General features: G+C 66.7%; 19 protein-coding genes, 1 tRNA gene, 1 pseudogene and 1 riboswitch. Of the genes and pseudogenes, 7 read left to right on the top strand and 14 right to left on the bottom strand.

Annotated features, from left to right (window positions below):
- Positions 1 to 77: 77 nt before the first annotated feature.
- Together WT97_RS25200 and WT97_RS25205 are read right to left on the bottom strand one after the other, a co-directional pair.
- On the bottom strand, positions 78 to 1,229 hold the full coding sequence (locus tag WT97_RS25200; protein WP_059499958.1) for a porin: 1,152 nt from the start codon (positions 1,227 to 1,229) through the stop codon (positions 78 to 80).
- Positions 1,230 to 1,730: 501 nt separating this feature from the next.
- Positions 1,731 to 1,997, bottom strand: a complete 267-nt coding sequence (locus WT97_RS25205; protein ID WP_034206682.1) for a hypothetical protein — start codon at positions 1,995 to 1,997, stop codon at positions 1,731 to 1,733.
- 392 nt (positions 1,998 to 2,389) lie between these two features.
- Here WT97_RS25205 and WT97_RS25210 point away from each other — a divergent pair, with 392 nt between their 5' ends.
- The gene (locus WT97_RS25210; protein ID WP_059499959.1) at positions 2,390 to 2,593 is read left to right on the top strand and encodes a cold-shock protein; all 204 of its coding nucleotides are present in this window, start codon (positions 2,390 to 2,392) and stop codon (positions 2,591 to 2,593) included.
- Between the two features lie 141 nt (positions 2,594 to 2,734).
- Positions 2,735 to 3,862, top strand: a complete 1,128-nt coding sequence (locus WT97_RS25215; protein ID WP_060354613.1) for an exonuclease domain-containing protein — start codon at positions 2,735 to 2,737, stop codon at positions 3,860 to 3,862.
- Positions 3,863 to 3,891: 29 nt separating this feature from the next.
- On the opposite strand, the gene WT97_RS25220 is transcribed toward WT97_RS25215, so the two are convergent.
- A complete protein-coding gene (locus WT97_RS25220; RefSeq protein WP_059836830.1) occupies positions 3,892 to 4,485 on the bottom strand; it encodes a chorismate mutase in 594 nt (197 codons plus the stop codon).
- 223 nt (positions 4,486 to 4,708) lie between these two features.
- Positions 4,709 to 4,855 carry a hypothetical protein gene (locus tag WT97_RS34670; RefSeq protein WP_006476612.1) on the bottom strand — a complete coding sequence of 49 codons (147 nt, stop codon included), beginning with the start codon at positions 4,853 to 4,855 and terminating at the stop codon, positions 4,709 to 4,711.
- 198 nt (positions 4,856 to 5,053) lie between these two features.
- Between WT97_RS34670 and WT97_RS25225 the strand changes: the two genes are divergently transcribed.
- The 3 genes and pseudogenes from WT97_RS25225 to WT97_RS35005 all read left to right on the top strand — a co-directional run.
- Positions 5,054 to 5,446, top strand: a complete 393-nt coding sequence (locus tag WT97_RS25225) for a DUF2946 domain-containing protein (RefSeq protein WP_060354614.1) — start codon at positions 5,054 to 5,056, stop codon at positions 5,444 to 5,446.
- Between the two features lie 128 nt (positions 5,447 to 5,574).
- On the top strand, positions 5,575 to 7,938 hold the full coding sequence (locus WT97_RS25230; RefSeq protein WP_060354615.1) for a TonB-dependent receptor: 2,364 nt from the start codon (positions 5,575 to 5,577) through the stop codon (positions 7,936 to 7,938).
- Positions 7,926 to 8,279, top strand: a pseudogene (locus tag WT97_RS35005) (exo-alpha-sialidase); the annotation flags it as partial. The gene WT97_RS25230 and the pseudogene WT97_RS35005, both read left to right, overlap by 13 nt.
- Positions 8,280 to 8,492: 213 nt before the next feature.
- Here WT97_RS35005 and WT97_RS25235 read toward each other — a convergent pair.
- Positions 8,493 to 8,747, bottom strand: coding sequence for a GlsB/YeaQ/YmgE family stress response membrane protein (locus WT97_RS25235; protein ID WP_006476609.1), 255 nt, complete (start codon positions 8,745 to 8,747; stop codon positions 8,493 to 8,495).
- A 450-nt stretch (positions 8,748 to 9,197) separates the two neighbouring features.
- Here WT97_RS25235 and WT97_RS25240 point away from each other — a divergent pair, with 450 nt between their 5' ends.
- A complete protein-coding gene (locus WT97_RS25240; RefSeq protein ID WP_060354616.1) occupies positions 9,198 to 9,434 on the top strand; it encodes a hypothetical protein in 237 nt (78 codons plus the stop codon).
- 167 nt (positions 9,435 to 9,601) lie between these two features.
- On the opposite strand, the gene WT97_RS25245 is transcribed toward WT97_RS25240, so the two are convergent.
- The 3 genes from WT97_RS25245 to pepN all read right to left on the bottom strand — a co-directional run bounded on the left by WT97_RS25245 (position 9,602) and on the right by pepN (position 13,875).
- Positions 9,602 to 9,677 (bottom strand) — tRNA-Thr (locus WT97_RS25245).
- A 206-nt stretch (positions 9,678 to 9,883) separates the two neighbouring features.
- Entirely contained in the window at positions 9,884 to 10,897 is a 1,014-nt protein-coding gene (locus tag WT97_RS25250; RefSeq protein WP_006485729.1) for a class 1 fructose-bisphosphatase, read from the bottom strand.
- Between the two features lie 284 nt (positions 10,898 to 11,181).
- Positions 11,182 to 13,875, bottom strand: coding sequence for an aminopeptidase N (gene pepN, locus WT97_RS25255; RefSeq protein ID WP_060354617.1), 2,694 nt, complete (start codon positions 13,873 to 13,875; stop codon positions 11,182 to 11,184).
- A gap of 187 nt (positions 13,876 to 14,062) precedes the next feature.
- On the opposite strand from pepN, the gene WT97_RS25260 reads away from it, so the two are divergent.
- A complete protein-coding gene (locus WT97_RS25260; RefSeq protein WP_059499966.1) occupies positions 14,063 to 14,764 on the top strand; it encodes a DUF4136 domain-containing protein in 702 nt (233 codons plus the stop codon).
- A gap of 74 nt (positions 14,765 to 14,838) precedes the next feature.
- On the opposite strand, the gene WT97_RS25265 is transcribed toward WT97_RS25260, so the two are convergent.
- From WT97_RS25265 to WT97_RS25290, 6 genes are all read right to left on the bottom strand, one after another.
- A complete protein-coding gene (locus WT97_RS25265) occupies positions 14,839 to 15,411 on the bottom strand; it encodes a TMEM165/GDT1 family protein (RefSeq protein WP_059499967.1) in 573 nt (190 codons plus the stop codon).
- 78 nt (positions 15,412 to 15,489) lie between these two features.
- Positions 15,490 to 15,627, bottom strand: a riboswitch (yybP-ykoY riboswitch).
- 113 nt (positions 15,628 to 15,740) lie between these two features.
- The gene (guaD, locus tag WT97_RS25270; protein ID WP_059499968.1) at positions 15,741 to 17,060 is read right to left on the bottom strand and encodes a guanine deaminase; all 1,320 of its coding nucleotides are present in this window, start codon (positions 17,058 to 17,060) and stop codon (positions 15,741 to 15,743) included.
- A 16-nt stretch (positions 17,061 to 17,076) separates the two neighbouring features.
- Complete coding sequence (locus tag WT97_RS25275) at positions 17,077 to 17,418, bottom strand: hypothetical protein (RefSeq protein ID WP_257128554.1); 342 nt, start codon at positions 17,416 to 17,418, stop codon at positions 17,077 to 17,079.
- Between the two features lie 27 nt (positions 17,419 to 17,445).
- On the bottom strand, positions 17,446 to 18,471 hold the full coding sequence (locus WT97_RS25280; protein ID WP_059499969.1) for an adenosine deaminase: 1,026 nt from the start codon (positions 18,469 to 18,471) through the stop codon (positions 17,446 to 17,448).
- 18 nt (positions 18,472 to 18,489) lie between these two features.
- On the bottom strand, positions 18,490 to 19,494 hold the full coding sequence (xdhC, locus tag WT97_RS25285; RefSeq protein WP_059499970.1) for a xanthine dehydrogenase accessory protein XdhC: 1,005 nt from the start codon (positions 19,492 to 19,494) through the stop codon (positions 18,490 to 18,492).
- Positions 19,495 to 20,119: 625 nt separating this feature from the next.
- Positions 20,120 to 20,632: a disulfide bond formation protein B gene (locus WT97_RS25290; RefSeq protein ID WP_059499971.1), complete on the bottom strand. Its 513-nt coding sequence runs from the start codon at positions 20,630 to 20,632 to the stop codon at positions 20,120 to 20,122.
- Positions 20,633 to 20,696 lie beyond the last annotated feature (64 nt).

A 20,696-nucleotide genomic window follows, 5' to 3' on the forward strand; every position in this document is an offset into this window, starting at 1 on the left:
GGCCGTCCGCGAGACCTGCTTCCCTTCCCGAAAAAAAAGCGCCTCGCGAGGCGCTTTTTGTGCCGAAGCCGCTCCGGTCAGAAACGGTGACGCAGGCCGGCGGTCACCGCGATCTGCTTGTTGGTCGACGAAGCGCCGCCGAGACCATTGACATAGGCGCCGAGGCCCAGGCCGTCCGTGCTGACTCGCTGATACACGCCTTGTACATACACGTCGGTTCGCTTGGACAGCGCATAGTCGGTCTGCAGGTTGAATTGATTCCAGCCCGGATGGCGGCCGTCCAGGAAGCCTGCGGTGTACGTGTACGACCCGGCCAGCGACAAGGCCGGCGTGAGCGCGTAGCGTGCGTTGACTTCGTAGTTGTTGAAGCGGGCGAACGTGCCGTCGAGAGCCAGGCCGTTCGACACGCCCGACGCACCCGCAGAGATGCCGAGCGCCCGGTTCACGCGCGATTGCGTGAATACGAAGCCGGCCGTGGCCGGGCCGAACGTGTAGTTCAGGCCGCCGCCGAACACGCGCTGACGCTTGCCGACGAACGTGTTGTCGCCTGCCACCGCGCCGGCGCTGTTGGTCACTGCAGCCGACGTGAGCCCGGAGATGTCATTGTTCAACTGCAGGTAGCCGGCGCCGATATTGAAGCCGGCGTAGGAATACGACACGCCCGCGCTGTATGCGCGATTGTTCGAGAACTGGGTGCTGTTCGAGAAGCCGTACAACGCGCCGAACTTCAGGCCGCCGAAATTGACGCTCGTATATTTGACCGAATTATTGATCCGGAACGAATTGTTCAGGTTGTCGTTGTCGAACGGGTGGGCAAACTGGGTGCCGCCGAATTGCGTGCCGGTCAGCGACAGCGGCCCGATGTAGTCGACGACGCTATCGTATTGGCGACCGAGGGTGACGGAGCCGAACTGGTCTTGCGACAGGCCGACGAACGCCTGGCGGCCGAATTCGCGGCCGTTCTGGCCGAGCGTGCCGTTGGCGATGTTGAAGCCGTTTTCCAGTACGAAGATTGCTTTCAGGCCGCCGCCGAGATCTTCCGTGCCGCGCAGGCCCCAGCGGCTGCCATTGATCTGGCCGCTGCGTTCCGACCATGAGCTGTGCCCGCCCTGATTGTTCGTGTAGGTGATGCCTGCATCGATCAGGCCGTACAGCGTCACGCTGCTTTGAGCATGGGCTGCGGTAACGAACACGCCCGACAACGCGGTGACGATCAGGGTTTTTTTCATGGATATGTCTCCAAACACGATGATGTCGATCGAACCTGCGGCGGACTGGCCGTGTTTTGCTTGACGCTGTAGCCGGTCCGGCAGAACGGCGGTGCGCTTATCAGAAAGCCGTCTGCAGTGTACGGAGTGTGCGGAGCAGGGGTGTCTTACGCTTTAAGAAATAATGTATTTTGGAATCCGCAAAAATCAGAAAAACCGCGCAAACGGTTGCCCAGTAAGGGTTTGCGGCAGTGCAGCGAAGGGAGGTGACGATCAGGACTGCCGAGCGAGCGTTGCGAGATTGCGACAGACGATCAGCAGCGGGCGGGAGTCGCGATAGCGCGATTATTGACACATCGGCAATAGAGGTTTGTGTGGGGCATGGATAATGAAAGGTAGTTCTCTCGCTATACTGCAATCTCTGCTTTCCGAAGCAGACTTTTTCGTTGACGGAAAAGATCTCCAAACCTTTGTCGGCGCGACTTCCCAGTCGCGCTTTTTTTTGTCCCGCTGCCCGGTGCGCTACGGCGTGTACGAGCGGCGCTTGCGTTTGCCCGCAGGCGCGGCGTCTTCTGCTTCGATCGGCGGCGGCGTGTAGGTCCAGTCTTCCATCACGTAGTGACGGGCATCCAGAGGCGATGCGAGCAGGTTCTGCCAGTGATCGCCGTGCCACGTCGTATCGAATTCGGTATCGCACGGCGCTTCGCGCGCGGACTCGGCCAAGGCGCGGGACTTGCGACGTACGCGCCCGAGCCGGCTCGCGAAGCGCATGATTCCGTCCAACCACATGACCCTCTCCTTCCTTTCGGCGTTGATTCAGGATCGCAACGTCCCCGGATTTCTGCAACCCGGAAAAAACCCGAGGATTTTACCGAATCGATTTGTCCCCGGTAGGAATTTCAGCCCTGCATTAATGATGATCCGGTCCCGGTAATATTGACAGGTTTTTGATGCGCATCAATTAATCAAAGGCGACGGTGTACCGATTCCAGTGGTATTAGCGCCTTTTCGAGAAAGCGATCGCTAAAAATTTTCTTGACGCACCCGGATTGTCCAATTTATAAAGTCAGCACTCCGTCCTCGGGCGGCATGCTGGTACGGGTGCTGGCGCGATGTTTCGGGATTTCGGGAAACGGCTATAAAAATAGCTTTTTTGATCTTATCGAGTGGGGAACGAAGACATGGATACCGGTATCGTGAAATGGTTTAACGATGCTAAAGGTTTTGGCTTTATTACGTCGGACAATGGCGGTGAAGATTTGTTTGCGCACTTTTCCGAAATCCGGATGGAAGGCTTCAAGACGCTGAAGGAAAACCAGCGTGTTTCGTTCGACGTCAAAGTCGGGCCGAAAGGCAAGCAGGCAGCGAATATCCAGGCGGTCTGACGCGCCTCGCATTGCCGATCACGTCCGGCCCCCGCATCGCGGGGGCTTTTTGTTTTCCGGGGACGGAACGAACCGGCCCGGGCTGGCCGCGAGTACGCATGCCGGTGCATACTCATGAAAGCATCGTTTCCTTGTCTTTTCATGTCCGATTCCCGTCCGTCCGATCCCGCCAGTGAGCAGCCGCTCGTCTTCGTCGACCTTGAAACCACCGGCGGCTCGTCCGCCGACCACCGGATCACCGAAATCGGCGTGGTCGAAATCGGGCCGCTCGGCGTGTCGACGTGGACGAGCCTTGTCAATCCGGGGCAGGCGATTCCGCCGTTCATCCAGCAACTGACGGGCATCTCGGACGCGATGGTGCGCGATGCGCCGACGTTCGCGTCGCTCGCGCCGGCGCTGTTCGAACGGCTCGACGGCAAGTTGTTCGTCGCGCACAACGCGAGCTTCGATCGCGGCTTCCTGCGCGCCGAGTTCGAGCGTACCGGCCTGGCGTTCAATCCCGATGTGCTCTGTACGGTGCGGCTGTCGCGCGCGCTGTTTCCGCGCGAATCGCGGCACGGGCTCGATGCGTTGATCGAGCGGCATGGGCTCGTTCCGGCCGCGCGCCACCGGGCACTGGCCGATGCCGACCTGCTCTGGCAGTTCTGGCGCCAACTGCACGACATCGTGCCGCTCGAGCGGCTGCGCGACCAGATCGCGCGGACGACACGCCACTTCCGTTTGGGCGGCGACCTGACCGAGGCCTGGCTGGATACCGCGCCGGCAGGGTGTGGCGCGTATGCGCTCTTCGGCGAGCGTGACGAAGCGCTGTATGTCGGCCGCAGCGTGCGCGTACGGCAGCGGCTGCGCGCGCTGTTGACCGGCGAGCGCCGCTCGTCGAAGGAAATGCGGCTGGCGCAGCAGGTGCGCCGCGTCGAATGGCGCGAGACCGGCAACGAGCTGGGGGCGATGCTTGCCGAAGCGCAATGGATCGCCCGCTTGCGCCCGTCGTACAACCGGCGCCCGGCGGCCGACGTCGCTCGCGGGGGCGGTGCGCCTTGGCCGTTCGAGGGGGCTGTCGCGTTCGAGGCGAGCGGCGAGCGTCGCCTGTTTCATGTAATCGACGGCTGGTGCTATCTCGGTTCGGCGGAATCGCTCGATGCAGCCGCGCGGCTGGTGGCCGACGCGGCGGGTGGCGGGTTCGAACCCTTCACTCATCGCCTGCTGCAGACGCATCTCGCGCGCGGCCTGCAAGTGATTCCGCTCATGGCGCTGACGCCGGCGCACTGAGCGCCACGGCGCGATGCGCGCCGGCCGCGTCAGCCGATCGCGCTGGCTCCGCCGGCGGCGCACACATGCGACAGCGCGGTATCGAGCGCCTGCGTTTGCGTGGAATCGTAGCGCGTGAGCGTCTTCCAGTTTGCGATGCTGCGCGCGAGCCGCGCCTGGCAGTCGGGCGCATCGCGCAGCGGGGCGACCTGCGCGAGACCGGCGAGCATTTTCTGCGTCAGCCGATCGAGTGCCGGGCGCGTGCTGGTCGCGAGATCCGGCGGCGTGCCTTCCGGCGGCCGCGTCGTGCGCCAGGTCGCGAACAGTGCGTTCTGCACGTCCTTGCTTGCGGTGATCTGATCCTCGAAGAACGTGCGGGCGAATGCGGGATCGACGCCGGCCTGGACGGCGCGTTTTTCGACTGCGGTGAGCAATGCCGCTTCGCGCGGCCGGTCCTCGATGGCCTTGTGATTCGCCCATTTCCATCGCGCGACCGGTTCGGCGAGCGCGAGGCGCTGCGACGCGAGCGCCACGACGTTGGTGAGGGCGGTGTCGTCGCCGTCTGCACGGGCGATGTGAGGAGACGAAAAGAGGGCGACGCCGAGCACGGCGACAGCGAGGCTGGCACGAATGGCTTGCTTCATCGGAACGATCGGGAGAGCCGGGCGGGCCGGACGTGGAAAACCAGAAGGATAGACGAAGACAGTCGCGCGGCGCAGCGTCGCGACAGGAGAATCAGCCGGCGAGCCGATCCGGCACCGTCAGGCTGTTGCGGCCCGGGTGCGAGGCGAATTGCGCGCGAAGCGCACGAATGAACCGCACGATAACGATGATCGACACGTGGCGGTTACAGAACCGAACTGACGTTCACTTCGGCGCGTACAGCTTGTGCTGCTCGTCGAAGAATGCCCGAACGTGCTCGGGCAATTCGGCGAGAAATTCCACGCCGACGGGTTCCGGATCCGGGCTCATCACTTGCTCGGGCGGGGGCATGCGAGTTGGTCTTTCGTCCATGATCGTTTCTCCAGCAGGTGCAATGATTATCAACCTCGCGCTCGGATTTATGCCAGCGGCGAATCGTTAGATTTTGTCTCTGTTGTATTAACGGCACATGCGCTCAGACGCGCGGTGCGATGCCCGGTATTGCACGCTGCACAATCGGCAACAATCGGACTGCTTGTTACACTTGCGCGCACTTTTTTCTGGACCGCGATGAGACGAACGACGCGATGGATCGGCCTCGTATGGCTGGCGCTGGTACTGAACGTACTGTCGCCCGTCGTCGGCTACGCGCGTCTCGCGTCGAGCGGCTCCGGCGGCGCGCTCACGCTCGAGTTGTGCAGTGCAGCGGGCGCCCGTCAGGTCGTGCTCGCGCAAGCGGGCGACGAGCGCGACACGTCGTCGTTCGACCATGCCGGCGTCCCGCATTGCGTGTACTGCCCCGGCTTCGCGGCGAACGTCGCGCTAGGTACGAGCCTGCCCGCGATGCCGGGCTTCGTGCGCACGTTCGCGTATCGGGTAGCCGCGCCGATCGTTCCCGATGTGCGCCGCAAGGGCATCCGTCTCGCGCAGCCGCGCGCCCCGCCTGAAAACGTTCCGGTCTGATTGATGTCGTCCGCGCGCCCCGGTGGCGCGCGAGCCGCCCGCGGCTTGGGTCCGTGCGTCGCGCCGTTCGTGCGCGGCTCGCGCGCTCATGTCCGGCGGCGTCCGATCACGTTTTCAGGAACTCACCCATGTCGTCTACTCTTGCCGCGCGACCGTCGCGCGGCCGGCTCGCGCTTGCATGCGCGGCCGCTTTCGCATGGCCGGCCGCTCACGCGGCTTCGATGGACGATGGACGCGCCGAAGCCGCCCGCAGCGGTGGCGTCGGCCGTCCCGCCACCGCCGCACCGGCTGCCGCTGGCGTCGCTGCGTCGGCCGCACCGGCCGGCGATACGCTGACCGCCGTCAGCGTGACCGCGCAACGGCAACCGGTCGACCCGGATACGCCGGCCGTCGTCACGTCGATCACGCGCGAGCAGATCGATGCGCACACCAACGTCACCACCGAGGACGCGCTGAAGTACGCGCCGAACCTGATGGTCCGCAAGCGCTACATCGGCGACCGCAACAGCATATTCGCGGGCCGCGACTTCAACGAATTGCAGAGCGCGCGCGGGCTCGTCTATGCCGACGGCGTGCTGCTGTCGAACCTGCTCGGGTCGAGCTATGCGTATCCGCCGCGCTGGTCGCTGATTCCGCCCGACGACATCGCGCGCGTCGACGTGCTCTATGGCCCTTTTTCCGCGCTGTATCCGGGCAATGCGATCGGCTCGACCGTGCTGCTCACTACGCGCCGCCCGGAACGGCTCGAGGCGTCGCTGTCGACGCAGTTCTTTACGCAGCGCTACCACGACGGCTACGGGTTCGCGGACAGCTTCGGCGGCAATCATCAGACCGCGCGAATCGCGAACCGCGTCGGCCGGTTCTGGTTCGCGCTGTCGCTCGACCGGCTGGAGAACGACGGACAGCCGATGCAGTATGCGAGCCCCAATTCGGCCTACAACCCGAAACTGGGCGCCGCCGTGCCCGTGACGGGCGCCGCGACCGACATCGGACCCAACGGCAAGCCGCGGACGATCGTCGGCGCACAGACGATCGAGCGGACCGAGCAGCTCAACGAGACGGTCCGGATGGGCTATGCGTTCACCGATCATGTCGATGCGACGCTGACGCTCGGGCATTGGGAGAACCATTACCGGCAGCACGGCGAGACCTTTCTGCGCGATGCGGCCGGCCATCCGGTCTACGGCGGCAACGTGTCGATCGGCGGCCGGAACATGACCGTCGCGCCGAACGCCTTCGCGCCGCAGCGTGGCGACCAGGAGAACTGGCTGTATGCGCTCGGGCTGAACGGCCGGCTCGATTCCGGCTGGCGGCTGTCGGGCGTCGTGTCGGCGTACGACGTCTCGCGCGACGTGCTGCGCGCGGCCTCGACCGTGCAGGGCGGCGCGGGCACGCTGTTCCAGGGCGACGGCACCGGCTGGCGCACGCTCGACCTGAAGGCGGAGGCGCCCGAAGTGAGGGGGCATGCGTTCACGTTCGGCTATCACTACGACAACTACTTCCTGCGCAACGTCACGTACAACACGGCTGACTGGCTGGCCGGGCCGACCACGTCGCTCGCGGGCGTCTATCGCGGCGACACGCGCACGCAGGCGCTGTTCGGGCAGGACACGTGGCGTTTCGCGCCGGGCTGGTTGGCGACGCTCGGGCTGCGCTACGAGCGCTGGGATGCGTACGGCGGCGCGCTCGGCAACGCGAACGGCACGCTCGGCTATGCGGACCGCAGCGCGAATGCGCTGTCGCCGAAAGTCGCGCTGCAGTGGGATGCGACCGAGGTCTGGCGTTTCCGGCTGTCGTTCGCGACCGGCACGCGATTCCCGACGGTCGGCGAACTGTTCCAGGGCACGATTTCGAACAACGCGATCGTCAACAACAACCCGAACCTGCGGCCGGAAAAGGCGATCGACTGGGATTTCACCGCCGAGAGCGACGTGGGCGTCGGCGTCGTGCGTGCCAGCGTGTTCCAGAGCGACCTGCGCGATTCGATCTACAGCCAGACGACGGTGTCGGGCGCGACGACCGTCACGAACATCTCGAACGTCGACCGCGTACGCGTACGCGGTGTCGAACTCGCGTTCAGCGGCGAGAACGTCGGGCTGCGCGGGTTCAACGTCGATGCGAACGTATCGGCGAGCAACGCGCAGATTCTCGCCGATGCCGCGAACCCGGCCTACGTCGGTTCGCGTTTCCCGCGCATTCCGCGCATGCGCGCGAACCTGCTCGCGTCGTATCGCTTCGACGAGCACTGGCTCGCGAGCGTCGGCGTGCGCTATTCGGGACGCCAGTTCAACACGCTCGACAACAGCGACGTGAATCCGGACGTCTACGGCGGGACGAGTTCGTTCACGGTCGTCGATCTGAAGGCGCGCTACCGCTTCGATCGTCACTGGAGCGCGTCGGCCGGCATCGACAACCTGACGGACCGCCGCTACTACACGTTCCACCCGTATCCGGGCCGCACTTTCTATGGAGAACTGAAATGGTCGCTGTGAAATCGTTCGCGGCAGACCGTGCGCCGTGGTTGGCGGCGCTGTCACCCGCCGGCGCGCACGGTGGGCCGGGGCCGCCGATCCGGTCGCCGCGCATATGAGCATGCAGGCCGCGTCTGCGCAGGAAGCAGCCGCTCGCGACCGGCGCCGCGTTCGACGACGCGCGGAGCCCGCTTTGGGTCGCGTGGGTCGACGGTGCTCATGTCGTCGACCCACGCGACGATGCGGGCCGCACGCTGTCCGCGCCCGTCACCGTCTACACGGTTCCGGAGCGGATCTACACGCGCGCCGACAATCGCCCGAAGCTCGCGACGAGCCCGGACCGGCGTGCGGTATACGTATCGTGATCGATGCCGCTCGATGCGGGATGAAGAGGGGATGCCGCGCACCGTATCGATCGGGCGCGAAGGTGTGCGCGAAGGGGATTGCTGGCGGCCGGCGTGCTCGATGGTTGGCGGCAGCAAACGGAGCGCTGACCGAGCCGGCGGCGCGCGGCGAACCGGCCGCGCGCCGGCCCGATGCGAAAACGCGCCCGAAGGCGCGTGGGGAGAGAAACGTCAGGCCGCTCGCCTGAATAGCCGGATCACGAACAGCAGGATCACCGCGCCGATGACCGCGACGATCACCGAGCCGATGAAGCCGCTGCCGATGCTGATGCCGAGCAGTCCGGCAAGCCAGCCGCCGATGACCGCGCCGACGATGCCGACGATGATGTCGACGATCAGCCCGAAGCCGCCGCCCTTCACGAGCAAGCCGGCAAGCCAGCCGGCGATCGCGCCGATGATGAGCCACATAATCAAGCCATGAGTCATGGTGGTCCTCTCCTTGGGGTTGAGTCGAAATGACCGCGCGTCGGCTGCCGCATGCCGAAAAACTGATTGAAAGCGGCTGCGACCGCCGCGCCGCCCACGCAATGTAACGCGATAGACGGGTCAGGATCGTTAAGTAATGTTATGCACCCTTAAGCAGATTTGCCAAGGGGATTTGTCTGCGTAGGGCACGATTCGTGCGCCCACGTTTGGCGAAATGGATTTGTAAGGATTGGCCGCCGCTGGAGTCCGTCGGCTGCGTCGCAATCAGTCGCGCGACCGTCGCGCATCGCCGATCGCCTCGATCGAAAGCAGTGCAAAACGGGCGAGGCGGCACGACTCGCCGCTTCGCCGATCCGGGGCATCGTGTGGCGCGGATCGGCGTAGGGCGGTCATACCCGATGTCCGTCATCGTTCGGTATCCTGAAGGATGGGCTTGGGTCGCGGTGTGCGGTGGAGCGGGAGATCGACCGTGGCGGCCATGTCGTCGGTGCGTGCGTCGCGCCCGAGCCCGAGATGGACGGTGCCGTTGCGTGCGCCGTCGAGGTCGGCCAGTTGGCCATCGTCGCCATGGCCGCCGCGCAGACCGTGACGCTGCGCACCGCGAGGGGCGATGCGATCGCTGGTGGCCGTCGCGTGCGTGGAAACGTCGTGCCGATGCGCCAGCGAGGTTGTGTGGAGAACGGCTGACGCGACGATCGGCAACGAGCAAGGCTACGTGCGCGGTTGCCGAACGCGCATGTGATCGCGCGCGGCGTGATCGGCGATCGGGCGGGGCGTCGTCGAACGACTTCAGGATTTCGGCGCCGGAAAAGAGAAAAGGTCTGACAAGCGATGCTTGTCAGACCTTTATGTCTTGGTGCCGGAGATAGGAGTCGAACCTACGACCTTCGCATTACGAATGCGCTGCTCTACCAACTGAGCTACACCGGCAGCGGAGAAATGAAATTATATGGTGAAATCCGCGATCTTGGCAATAGGTTTTGCGAAATTTTTTCAGCTTGCTGCGGCTGCTTCGCGAAACCCTCGATCCGGCGGACTTTCCGCTTTCACTTCACTGCGACGCGACCCGTTAGGGCCACATCGCGAAGGCGCGATTGTACTGATGTCTCGCGCCTCCGTCCAGTGCTGCAGTGCAATTATTTTGCTTCGTCGTGATAGCCGGTCACGCGCTCGACTTCGTTCTTCGAGCCGAGGAACACGGGCACGCGCTGGTGCAGGCCGGTCGGCTGCACTTCCATGATGCGCTGCGTGCCGGTCGTCGCGGCGCCGCCCGCCTGTTCGACGATGAACGACATCGGGTTCGCTTCGTACATCAGGCGCAGCTTGCCCGGACGATCGGGCGTGCGCTTGTCGGCCGGATACATGAAGATGCCGCCGCGATTCAGGATCCGGTGCACGTCGGCCACCATCGACGCGATCCAGCGCATGTTGAAGTTGTCGCCGCGCGGGCCGTCCTTGCCGGCGTTCAGTTCGTCGACGTAGCGCTTGACCGGGTCGTACCAGTGGCGGGCGTTCGACGCGTTGATCGCGTATTCGCGCGTGTCGGCCGGGATCTGCATGTTGCTCTGCGTGAGCACCCACGAGCCGACTTCGCGATCGAGCGTGAAGCAGTTCACGCCGTTGCCGGTCGTCAGCACGAACACCGTCTGCGGGCCGTAGACGGCGTAGCCGGCCGCGACTTGCTGCGTGCCGGGCTGCAGGAACGATTCTTCGGTCGCCTGCTTGCCGTCCGGGCAGCGCAGCACCGAGAAGATCGTGCCGATCGACACGTTCACGTCGATGTTCGACGAGCCGTCGAGCGGATCGAACACGAGCAGGTATTCGCCGCGCGGGTAGTTCGCGGGGATCGGGAAGAACGTTTCCATTTCTTCCGACGCCATCGCGGCGAGGTTGCCGCCCCATTCGTTCGCGTCGAGCAGGATTTCGTTCGACAGGATGTCGAGCTTCTTCTGCACTTCGCCCTGGACGTTCTCGCTGCCGGCGGTGCCGAGCGCCTCGCCGAGCGCGCCCTTCGACACGTTGTAGCTGATCGCCTTGCACGCGCGGGCGACGACTTCGATCAGCAGGCGCAGGTCGGCGGGGAGGTTGTTGGTCTCACGTTGCTGTTCGATCAGGAACTTCGACAGCGTGGTGCGGCGGGCAATGGACATGACAGACTCCGAAAGGCCAAAGAATCCTTGAATGGCCGCAATTTTACCCGTCGCGCTTCCGATGCCGCCGGCTTTTTTCGTCCGGTTACATGGCCGGGCCGCCGAATCGGGCCGGGGTCGGGCGGCGATGACGGGTGGGGCGTGCATCGCGACGCAGGGACGCCGCGCGGTCCGACCCCGCGCGTGCGTCTGCTTTCAGGACGGGCACGCGCAATAAAAAAGCCGGCGCCGCGTCGGGCGGCGCCGGCTCGATCGCGCGGACGCGACAGCGTCGGTCGCCCGACTTACGCGAGCGCTTTCTCGACGATCTCGCGCACGTCACGCGATTTCGCGCTGGCGGCGACCTGTTCGAGCGCTTCGTGCATCCGGTCGCGCAGCGTCGGCGTGAAGCGGCGCCACAGTTCGAGCGAGCGCGCGAGGCGTGCCGCGACCTGCGGGTTGATCGCGTCGAGCGCGAGCACCTGTTCGGCCCAGAACGCGTAGCCCGAACCGTCCGCCGCGTGGAATTGCGCGGGGTTGGCCGCGCAGAAGCTGAAGATCAGCGAGCGCGCACGGTTCGGATTCTTCAGGTTGAACGCGGGGTGCGCGAGCAGCTTGCGCACCTTCGCGAGCGTCGGCTGCGCGGGCGTGCCGCGTTGCGCCGCCTGCATCGCGAACCACTTGTCGATCACGAGCGCCTCCTTCTCGAAGCGACGGTAGAAGTCGTCGAGCGCGTGCTCGGCCGGCCCGTTCGCGCCCGCGGCGGCCGCGGACAGCAGCGCGCCGAGCGCAGCCGCGCGATCGGTCATGTTGTTCGCCGCGTCGTACTGGGCCGTGGCGAGGCGCACAGCATCGGTCGGATCGTCGAGTTCGGCGAGATACGCGAGCGCGAGGTTCTTCAGCGCGCGGCGGCCCGAGGCTTCCGGCGTCGGCTCATAGGCGCCGGGCGTCTGGTGCCGTTCGTATGCGGCGAGCCAGTCGGCGCGCAGCGCGCTCGCGAGTTGGCGGCGCACGAACTGGCGCGCGCGATGCACGGCGGCCGGGTCGGCCTCGGCCATCTGGTCGGCGAGATAGGTTTCCGACGGCAGCGTCAGCGCGAGTTCGCGGAATGCCGGCGACAGGCTTTCATCGGTCAGCACGCGACGGAACGCGGCGACGAAATTCCCGCCGAGCGCGAGCGGCGCATCGGCGGCGGCACGTGCGGCGAGCGTCAGCAGCGCGCGTGTCGCGAGGCGCTGGCCGGCCTCCCAGCGGTTGAACGGATCGCTGTCGTGCGCGAGCAGGAACGCGAGATCGTCGTCGCTGTAGTCGTACTCGACGATCACCGGCGACGAGAAGTTGCGCAGCAGCGACGGCAGCGGCGCTTCCGGCACGTCGACGAACGTGAAGGTCTGCTCGGTATCGGTGAACTCGAGCACGCGCGTCGTGCCCGATGCGGCGGCTTCGCCGTCCAGACGCAGCGGCAGGTCGCGGCCGTCGCGGCCGATCAGGCCGATCGCGAACGGGATCAGCAGCGGCCCCTGCTGCGTTTCGCGCGCGGCCGGCGACGCGTCGCCGTAGCCTTGCGCGAGGGTGATCGTATAGCGGCGCGCGGCCGCGTCGTACGCGGTGCGCACCGACACGCGCGGCGTGCCGGCCTGGCTGTACCAGCGCTCGAATTGCGCGAGGTCGCGCCCGTTCGCGTCGGCCATCGCGTGACGGAAGTCGTCGCAGGTCACCGCGTGGCCGTCGTGGCGCTTGAAGTAGAGATCCATCCCCTTGCGGAAGCCGTCGCGGCCGAACAGCGTCTGGTACATCCGCACGACTTCCGAGCCTTTCTCGTAGACCGTCATCGTGTAGAAGTTGTTGATCTCGACGTAGCTCTCCGGGCGCACCGGGTGCGCCATCGGGCCGGCATCCTCGGCGAACTGGAGTTGGCGCAGCACGCGCACGTCCTCGATGCGCTTCACCGCGCGGGCCGCCGATTCGACGTCGTCGCCCGCGGCCATGTCGGCCGAGAATTCCTGGTCGCGGAACACCGTCAGGCCTTCCTTCAGGCTCAACTGGAACCAGTCGCGGCAGGTCACGCGGTTGCCGGTCCAGTTGTGGAAGTACTCGTGGCCGACCACCGACTCGATGTTCGCGAAATCGGTGTCGGTCGCGGTCTCGGGGTTCGCCAGCACGTACTTCGTGTTGAAGATGTTGAGCCCCTTGTTTTCCATCGCGCCCATGTTGAAATCGCCGACCGCGACGATCATGAAGCGGTCGAGATCGAGCTCGAGACCGAAGCGCTTTTCGTCCCAGCGGATCGAGTGGATCAGCGAATCCATCGCGTGGCGCGTCTTGTCGAGATCGGCCGGTTCGACCCACACCTGCAGCAGCTTTTCCTTGCCGGAGCCGGTCGTGATCGTTTCCTCGATCGCGACGAGCTTGCCCGCGACCAGCGCGAACAGGTAGCTCGGCTTGCGGAACGGGTCTTCCCATTTCGCGAAGTGGCGGCCGTCGGGCAGGTCGCCCGAATCGACGAGGTTGCCGTTCGACAGCAGCACCGGGTACGCGGCCTTGTCGGCACGCAGCGTGACGGTGTACGACGCCATCACGTCGGGGCGGTCGAGGAAGTAGGTGATGCGGCGAAAGCCTTCGGCTTCGCACTGCGTGAAGAAGTTGCCGCTCGACACGTAGAGGCCCGACAGCGTCGTATTCTGATCGGGGGCGCACGCGCTTTCGAGCGTCAGCTCGAACGCCTCGGGCACGTTCTCGACCGTCAGGCCGTGTTCGTGCGCGCGCACCGCGCCGTGCGGCGCGCCATCCAGCCGCGCGCCGAGGAATTCGAGCGCCTCGCCCATCAGTTCCAGGTGGGGCGCGGGCGCGGCGTCCGGATTGCGGCGCACGCGCATCGTATTCCTGACGATCGTGCGGGCCGGCGCGAGATCGAATTCGAGTGCAACGGCATCGATGAGGAAGGCCGGCGGCGTATAGTCGGCGCGGCGGATCACGGTGGAGGAGGCGTTGTCGGACATGGTCGTCGAGATCGGTGGAGTGGGGATCGGGCCCGCGGCGCGGGCCGGGCGAACCGGGCCATTGTACAAAGGCTTGCCGCCGCGTGCCGCTGCGAACTTTTTACCGCTTCCGGGAGTCCGCGTATTATCGGCATCCCGTGCGCTTCGCGCGGTGCGACGAACGGGTGACGGATCGACGAGGATCGACATGAAACGCGAATGGATACAACGCGGTGCGGGCTGGGTTGCGGTGCTGTGCGTGGCGCTGCTGGCGGGCTGCACGAGCTACGTGACGACGCAGGTCACGGCCTTCTCCGACTGGAGCGGCAGCGACGCGACACGCACTTACGCCTTCACGCGCACCGACGCGCAGAAGCACAGCATCGAGCAGTCGACCTACGAGCCGATCGTCGCGAACGAATTGTCTGTGTACGCGTTCCGCCAGGTGCCGGCCGCGCAGGCGCGCTATCTGGTCGGCCTGACGTACGGCGTCGGCAGCGATCTGGTGACGGTGCCGCAGCCGGTCTACTACGACCCGTGGTTCATGGGGCCGGGGCCGTACTGGCGGGGCGGGCCGTGGGGCCCGTGGGGGCCATGGGGCGGGATGCCGGCCGGCTATGTCGCGCAGACCTACCAGGTGTTCGATTACACGCTCGGCATCCGGATCACCGAGCGCGCGACCGGCAAGGAGGTCTACAACGTGACCGCGCGCACCACCGGCGACAACGGCGCGCTGCTGTACGCGATGCCGTTCCTCGCGCGCAGCGCGCTCGCCGATTTCCCGTTGTCGAACGGCGCGATCCGCACCGTGCGGCTGCCGGTCGACAAGCGCGGCGGGCCGGCCGCGCCAGCCGCCAACGAGCGCGCGGTGCCGGCGGCCCCGGCGTCGGGCGCGGCGGTCGCGAAGTAACGCGATCGCGGTACGGGCGCGGCCGCGCGGCCGCGCCGCTCGCTCGCCTGCATCGAGCGGGAGTCAAACCTGCGTCAAACCCCGATACCCAGCAGCGCCAGCACGCCGAGCACGACGAACAGCACGGCCGCGATGCCGTGCACGAGCTTCGTCGGCAGACGGTGCGCGAAGCGGTCGCCGAGCAGGATCGCCGGCACGTTCGCGAGCATCATTCCGAACGTCGTGCCGGCCACGACGCCGATGTAATCCTGGAAGCGCGCCGCCAGCGCAACGGTCGCGATCTGCGTCTTGTCGCCCATTTCGGCGAGGAAGAACGCGACGAGCGTCGCGCCGAACACGCCGAGCCGCGAGCGGGTCGCATTGGCTTCGTCCTCGTCGAGCTTGTCCGGCACGAGAATCCACAGCCCCATTGCGATGAACGAGAACGCGAGCGCCCAACGCATGATCGACGGCGTGACGAGTACGCCCAGCCATTCGCCGAGCGCGCCGGCGAACCCGTGATTCACGAGCGTCGCGACGAGCACGCCGAGAATGATCGGCATCGGCTTGCGATAGCGCGCAGCCAGGACGAGGGAAAGCAGTTGGGTCTTGTCGCCGATTTCAGCGAGGGCGACGGCGCCGGTGGAGATCAGGAAGGCTTGAGACACGAATGGGGTTCCACGGGCCGTTGTTGTGCGTGCGAGCGACGATCCACCGCGCGCCGGGCCCTGATGCGGCGCGCTGTGAACCATCGGTCTCGCCAGGCCAACGTGGCTGCGCCCGCCATGGCCGAACGGCCAAGTCTGTTGACGGACGCCTCCGTCACGATGCGCGCCGGTGGCGCGGGACATCGAGCGGAGCGGCTACTCCCCAATGAGCGGCGAATTCTAGCACGGCGCATTGCACGCGGGAAAGCGGTCCGGCCGCCGTGCATTCGATCGCCGGCATGCACGGCGGCGAAGCTGCCGCGCTGCCGGAACGGCGTGCCCGCCGGGCGTTACGCGGCGGTGGGGCGGCGAGCGGCGCCGCGCTCGTGCACGAGTTCGCCGGCCGCATAGGTGCGGTACACCGCGCGGTCGTCGCCGAGCAGCGCGAACGCGAACAGCAGTTCCTCGAGCGAATCCGCGCGCTTCGTGCGGCGCGCGAGCAGCGGCGTCGCCTGCGGGTCGAGCACGACGAAATCGGCTTCGGTGCGCGGCTGGAGCGTGCCGACCGTGTCCGTGAGGTCGAGCGCCTGCGCGGCGCCGGCCGTCGCGAGCCAGAACATCCGCGTGGCGGTCAGATGATGGCCCGACAGCCGCGCGACCTTGTGCGCCTCGTTCATCGTCTGCAGCATCGAGAACGACGTGCCGCCGCCGACGTCGGTCGCGAGCGTGACGGGCACGTCGTATTCGCCGGCCTTGTCGAAATCGAACAGCCCGCTGCCGAGGAAGAAATTCGACGTCGGGCAGTGCGCGACGACGGTGCGCGTCTCGGCCATCCGGCGGCGATCCTCGTCGTCGAGGTGGATGCAGTGGCCGTACACCGCGCGCGGACGCAGCAGCCCGTAGCGGTCGTAGATGTCGAGATAGCTGCGGTGGCCGGGGAACAGCTCGGCCACCCATTTCACCTCGTCGACGTTTTCCGCGACGTGGCTTTGCACGAACACGTCCGGATGGCGGCGCGCGAGTTCGCTGCACGCCTCGAGCTGCGCCTCGGTCGACGTCGGCGCGAAGCGCGGCGTGAGCGCGTACATCTGGCGCCCCTTGCCGTGCCAGCGGTCGATCAGCTCGGCGCTGTCGTCATAGCCCGATTGCGCGGTGTCGCGCAGGAATTCGGGGCAGTTGCGGTCCATCAGCACCTTGCCCGCGATCATCCGCAGGTCGCGTGCGTCGCTCGCCGCGAACAGCGCATCGGCCGACTGCTTGTGCACCGTGCAGTAGACGAGCGCGCTCGTCGTGCCGCACGCGAGCAGTTCGTCGACGAAGAACTCGGCGACTTCGCGCGCATGCTCGGGGTCGCCGAACTGGCGCTCGGTCGGGAACGTGTACTTGTCGAGCCACGGCAACAGGCCCGGGGCCGGCGACGCGATCATGTCCGTCTGCGGATAGTGGATGTGCGTGTCGATGAAGCCGGGCACGATCAGCTTGTCGCGCAGGTCGTGGACCACCGCGTCGCGCGCAAGCGTCGCGGCGAGCCGTGCATACGGGCCGGCCGCGACGACCTTGCCGGCGTCGACGATCAGGAGTCCGTCGGTCTCGTAGTTCGCGGCCTGGCTCGATTGCGCCGGGTCGCCGTTGAAGGTCAGCAGTTGGGAACGGAAAGCGGTTTGCGTCATGACGAAAGGTCCTGCATCAAGGTAAGGCGAACGGAAGAAGGCGATCGACGCCGCATGGCGGCGGGACGGTGCTTCGCGAGCGGCGGCGGCACGCGACGTGCGGCACGGCCGGGGCAACGGCGCGGGTGAACTTGGCGGCCGGAGCCGCCAACGAGTGGTTGCCCGCGCACCTCGCGGCCGTTGCGTCCGCAACCGGTGCGCCCGCATCCGGTACGACGGCGAACGGCACGGCAAGCCGCGACGGCCGGTGCAAGCAGGCGACGACGCGCTGCACGGTCACTCCGCCTGCACGCAGCCGGCCGGCCCGGCGCCAGGCCGAACCGGTGATCGCGAAGCGAATGTCGTTGCCGTGTTTCATCCGTCTAGCGTTCCTCGATGCGGGTCGTCACGCGGCCTTCCAGTAAGCGTCGAGGCGCGCGTACAGTGCGTCGCGCTGCGCCGGCTCGATGAACGACGCCTCGAAGCCGTTGCGGATCACCGCATGGACTTCGGCGTCCGTGAGTTGCAGCCCTTCGGCCGTCGCGAAGTAGTTTTCGTTGACGTAGCCGCCGAAATAGGCCGGATCGTCGGAATTGATCGTCACCGCCACGCCACGGTCGAGCAGGGCCTTCAGCGTATGCTTCGCCATGTCGTCGAACACGCACAGCTTCAGGTTCGACAGCGGGCAGACGGTGAGCGCCGTGCGCGTCTTCGCGAGGCGTTCGACGAGCGCCGCATCCTCGATGCTGCGCACGCCGTGGTCGATCCGGTCGACCTTCAGCACGTCGAGTGCTTCGTAGATATACGCGGGCGGACCTTCCTCGCCGGCGTGCGCGACGAGCTTCAGCCCGAGCGCGCGCGCCTTCTCGAACACGCGTGCGAACTTCGTCGGCGGATGGCCGAGCTCCGACGAATCGAGGCCCACGCCGATCAGGCGATGACGATAGCGTTCGAACAGCGGCAATGCGGATTCGAACGTCGCGAGCGCATCTTCTTCGGACAGGTGGCGCAGGAAGCACAGGATCAGTTTGCTCGACAGCCCGCGTCGTTCGGCATCGGCGAGTGCGCGCTCGATGCCCGCGACGACCGTCTCGATCGGCACGCCACGCTCGGTGTGCGTCTGCGGGTCGAAGAACAGTTCGGTGTGGACGACGTTGTCGGCGAGCGCGCGTTCGCAGTACGCGGCCGTCATGTCGTAGAAATCCTGCTCGGTGAGCAGCACGCTCGCGCCGGCGTAGTAGATGTCGAGGAACGATTGCAGGTCGGTGAACGCGTATGCGGCGCGCAGCGCATCGATCGAATCGTACGCGAGCTTCACGCCGTTGCGCTGCGCGAGCGCGAAGATCAGCTCGGGCTCGAGCGAGCCTTCGATATGGATATGCAGTTCCGCTTTCGGTGCGCGGGCAATCTTGTCCTTGAATGTCGGGGTCATGGCGTCGTTCTTGGTCGGTCAGTAGGATGGGGAAGCCTGCGCGGACGCATTCGCCTCGACGGCCTGCAGCAACTGCGCGGCCACCGAGATCGCGATCACTTCGGGCGCCTTGTCGACGATGCCTTCGACGCCGATCGGGCAGCGCATCCGCGCGAGCTGGGCCGGGTCGATGCCGATCGCGGCGAGGCGATGATCGAACTGCGCGCGTTTCGTGTGCGAGCCGGTCATCCCGAAGTATGCATAGTCGCCGCGTCGCAGGATGCGCTCGGCCAGCGCGAAATCGAGTGCGTGGTCGTGCGTCATCACGACGAAGTAGGACTGCGGCGGCGCTGCATCGACCGCGTCCGCCGGGGAAGCGGCCGCGTCGATCGCGAGGTTGCCGATGCCGGCGAGCGCGTCGGCCGGCGGGAATACCGCATCGGGCCGGTCGATCCAGCGCACGTGGCACGGCAGCGTCGCCAGCACCTTCACGAGCGCGGTGCCGATGTGCCCGGCGCCGAACAGCATGACGGGGAACGCGTACGGGGCGATCGTTTCGGTCATCAGCGATACGCCGCCGGTTTCCCACAGCAGGCAGTCGGCGCGCGCGGCTTCCGATTCGGGCTCGCTCAACAGCGGCGCGCCCGGCGAGGGGCCGAATGATACGCTACGGACGGTCGCGGCGCCGGCCGCGACGCGCTTCGCGAGCGACATGATCCAGCCGAGATCGCCGACGTCGAGCCGCTCGAATGCGAGCACCACGGCGCCGCCGCAGCACTGCCCGAGGCTCGGGCCGAGCGCGAGCCGCTCGAGCCGGCGTGCGTGCGGCACGTGCGCGCCGTCCTTCAGCAGGTGCCGCGCGATCTCGATCGCCTTCCATTCCAGATGACCGCCGCCGATCGTATGGCGTGCCGTGTCGCGCGTGACGAGCATCTTGGTGCCGGCCTCGCGCGGCGCGGAGCCGTCGGTGTGCGCGACCGTCACGAGCACGGCCGCTTCGCCGTGCGCGAGCAGTTGCTGCAGATCGCCGAGCCAGGCTTCCATCAGCACGCTCCGTTCGGGACGACGCGGCACGACACGCGGCGCGGGCTGGCGGGCGCGGCGGCAACGAGGACGGACGGGAGCGGGGCAGCCCGGCTGCACGGCCGATGCGGTGCGGCGGCCGGGGACCGACGGCGTGCGCGAACGGCGCCGCCGGACGCGCGGACGCCATGAGGGTGACGGATGCGGATGGTTTGCGTTGTCATGATGAATCCAGTCGACATTGCGGATCGGGCGCGCGTTACGCAGGCAGCGGTGAGACCGCCTGGCCTCGCGCACGTAGATCGCCATCCAGTCCCGAAGATAGCACCGCCACGCGGCGGGAACATGGGCGGGCGGTGATCCGGGCTATCAGGCGGCGACCATGTCGATCATAGGCCCGCTGCGCGGGATCGGGGCGCCGAGGCATGCACATCGGGCCGAAACGCCCGCGTGACGGGCGCGAGCGCGGCGATTGCGCGACGCACGCCGGCTCGGCGATCCGGACGGCGGCGGGGTAGGGGTTTACACGCGACGACCGGGCGGGGCCGGCGCAGGCACCCGCCGCGACCGGGTGGCGACTCGCCGGCGCCGCGCGGCCCATTCGGCCGGGCCGCGCAGGCCGTGGGCCGGCAAAACGGCCGGCCGGTCAGCTCGCGAGCTTGCGGCGATGGCGCCAGAGGCTCGCGACGACCGCGATCAGGATCACGGCGAAGCCGATCAGCGCCCAGCCGGGCAGCAGGATGCCGAAGATCGGCGGGTAGACGGTCTCGCACAGCCCGGCGACCTTGAACATGCCGGGGAACCACTGCGCGGGCGGCAGGCTGTCGACGATCGGCTGCAGCGTGTCGAAGCCGCAGCTGAAGCCCGGATTCATCTGGATCGACAGGTGTCGCGCGGCCGTGGCGACGCCGCCGGCCGCGGCGATCGCGATCAGCAGTTCGAGCACCCAGATGCCGCGCCAGTTGCGGATCCCCGCGGCCAGGAACGCGAAGATCCCGATCGCGCAGAAGAAGTAGCGCTGGATGATGCACAGCGGGCACGGGTCTTCGTTCTTCACGTACTGCAGGTACAGCGCGCCGGCCAGCAGGGCGATGCACACCCATCCGAGCAGCATCAGCAGGCGGCGTTCGCGGCGTAGTGCAAGCGTGTAGTCGTTCATGTCGGCGGGGTTCCTCGTCGGTCGGTCCGGAAAACAATCGCGCGATTTTAGCGCGAACGGTCTG

Origin of the sequence: Burkholderia sp. MSMB1459WGS (assembly GCF_001534535.1) — a bacterium.
In the GTDB taxonomy this organism is placed as follows: domain Bacteria; phylum Pseudomonadota; class Gammaproteobacteria; order Burkholderiales; family Burkholderiaceae; genus Burkholderia.

What these genes read in the sequence shown, in the direction of transcription:
- WT97_RS25200 (WP_059499958.1), bottom strand. Translation starts at nt 1,229, where the DNA reads ATGAAAAAAACCCTGATCGTCACCGCGTTGTCGGGCGTGTTCGTTACC.
- WT97_RS25205 (WP_034206682.1), bottom strand. Translation starts at nt 1,997, where the DNA reads ATGTGGTTGGACGGAATCATGCGCTTCGCGAGCCGGCTCGGGCGCGTA.
- WT97_RS25210 (WP_059499959.1), top strand. Translation starts at nt 2,390, where the DNA reads ATGGATACCGGTATCGTGAAATGGTTTAACGATGCTAAAGGTTTTGGC.
- WT97_RS25215 (WP_060354613.1), top strand. Translation starts at nt 2,735, where the DNA reads ATGTCCGATTCCCGTCCGTCCGATCCCGCCAGTGAGCAGCCGCTCGTC.
- WT97_RS25220 (WP_059836830.1), bottom strand. Translation starts at nt 4,485, where the DNA reads ATGAAGCAAGCCATTCGTGCCAGCCTCGCTGTCGCCGTGCTCGGCGTC.
- WT97_RS34670 (WP_006476612.1), bottom strand. Translation starts at nt 4,855, where the DNA reads ATGGACGAAAGACCAACTCGCATGCCCCCGCCCGAGCAAGTGATGAGC.
- WT97_RS25225 (WP_060354614.1), top strand. Translation starts at nt 5,054, where the DNA reads ATGAGACGAACGACGCGATGGATCGGCCTCGTATGGCTGGCGCTGGTA.
- WT97_RS25230 (WP_060354615.1), top strand. Translation starts at nt 5,575, where the DNA reads ATGTCGTCTACTCTTGCCGCGCGACCGTCGCGCGGCCGGCTCGCGCTT.
- WT97_RS25235 (WP_006476609.1), bottom strand. Translation starts at nt 8,747, where the DNA reads ATGACTCATGGCTTGATTATGTGGCTCATCATCGGCGCGATCGCCGGC.
- WT97_RS25250 (WP_006485729.1), bottom strand. Translation starts at nt 10,897, where the DNA reads ATGTCCATTGCCCGCCGCACCACGCTGTCGAAGTTCCTGATCGAACAG.
- pepN (WP_060354617.1), bottom strand. Translation starts at nt 13,875, where the DNA reads ATGTCCGACAACGCCTCCTCCACCGTGATCCGCCGCGCCGACTATACG.
- WT97_RS25260 (WP_059499966.1), top strand. Translation starts at nt 14,063, where the DNA reads ATGAAACGCGAATGGATACAACGCGGTGCGGGCTGGGTTGCGGTGCTG.
- guaD (WP_059499968.1), bottom strand. Translation starts at nt 17,060, where the DNA reads ATGACGCAAACCGCTTTCCGTTCCCAACTGCTGACCTTCAACGGCGAC.
- WT97_RS25275 (WP_257128554.1), bottom strand. Translation starts at nt 17,418, where the DNA reads ATGAAACACGGCAACGACATTCGCTTCGCGATCACCGGTTCGGCCTGG.
- WT97_RS25280 (WP_059499969.1), bottom strand. Translation starts at nt 18,471, where the DNA reads ATGACCCCGACATTCAAGGACAAGATTGCCCGCGCACCGAAAGCGGAA.
- xdhC (WP_059499970.1), bottom strand. Translation starts at nt 19,494, where the DNA reads ATGGAAGCCTGGCTCGGCGATCTGCAGCAACTGCTCGCGCACGGCGAA.
- WT97_RS25290 (WP_059499971.1), bottom strand. Translation starts at nt 20,632, where the DNA reads ATGAACGACTACACGCTTGCACTACGCCGCGAACGCCGCCTGCTGATG.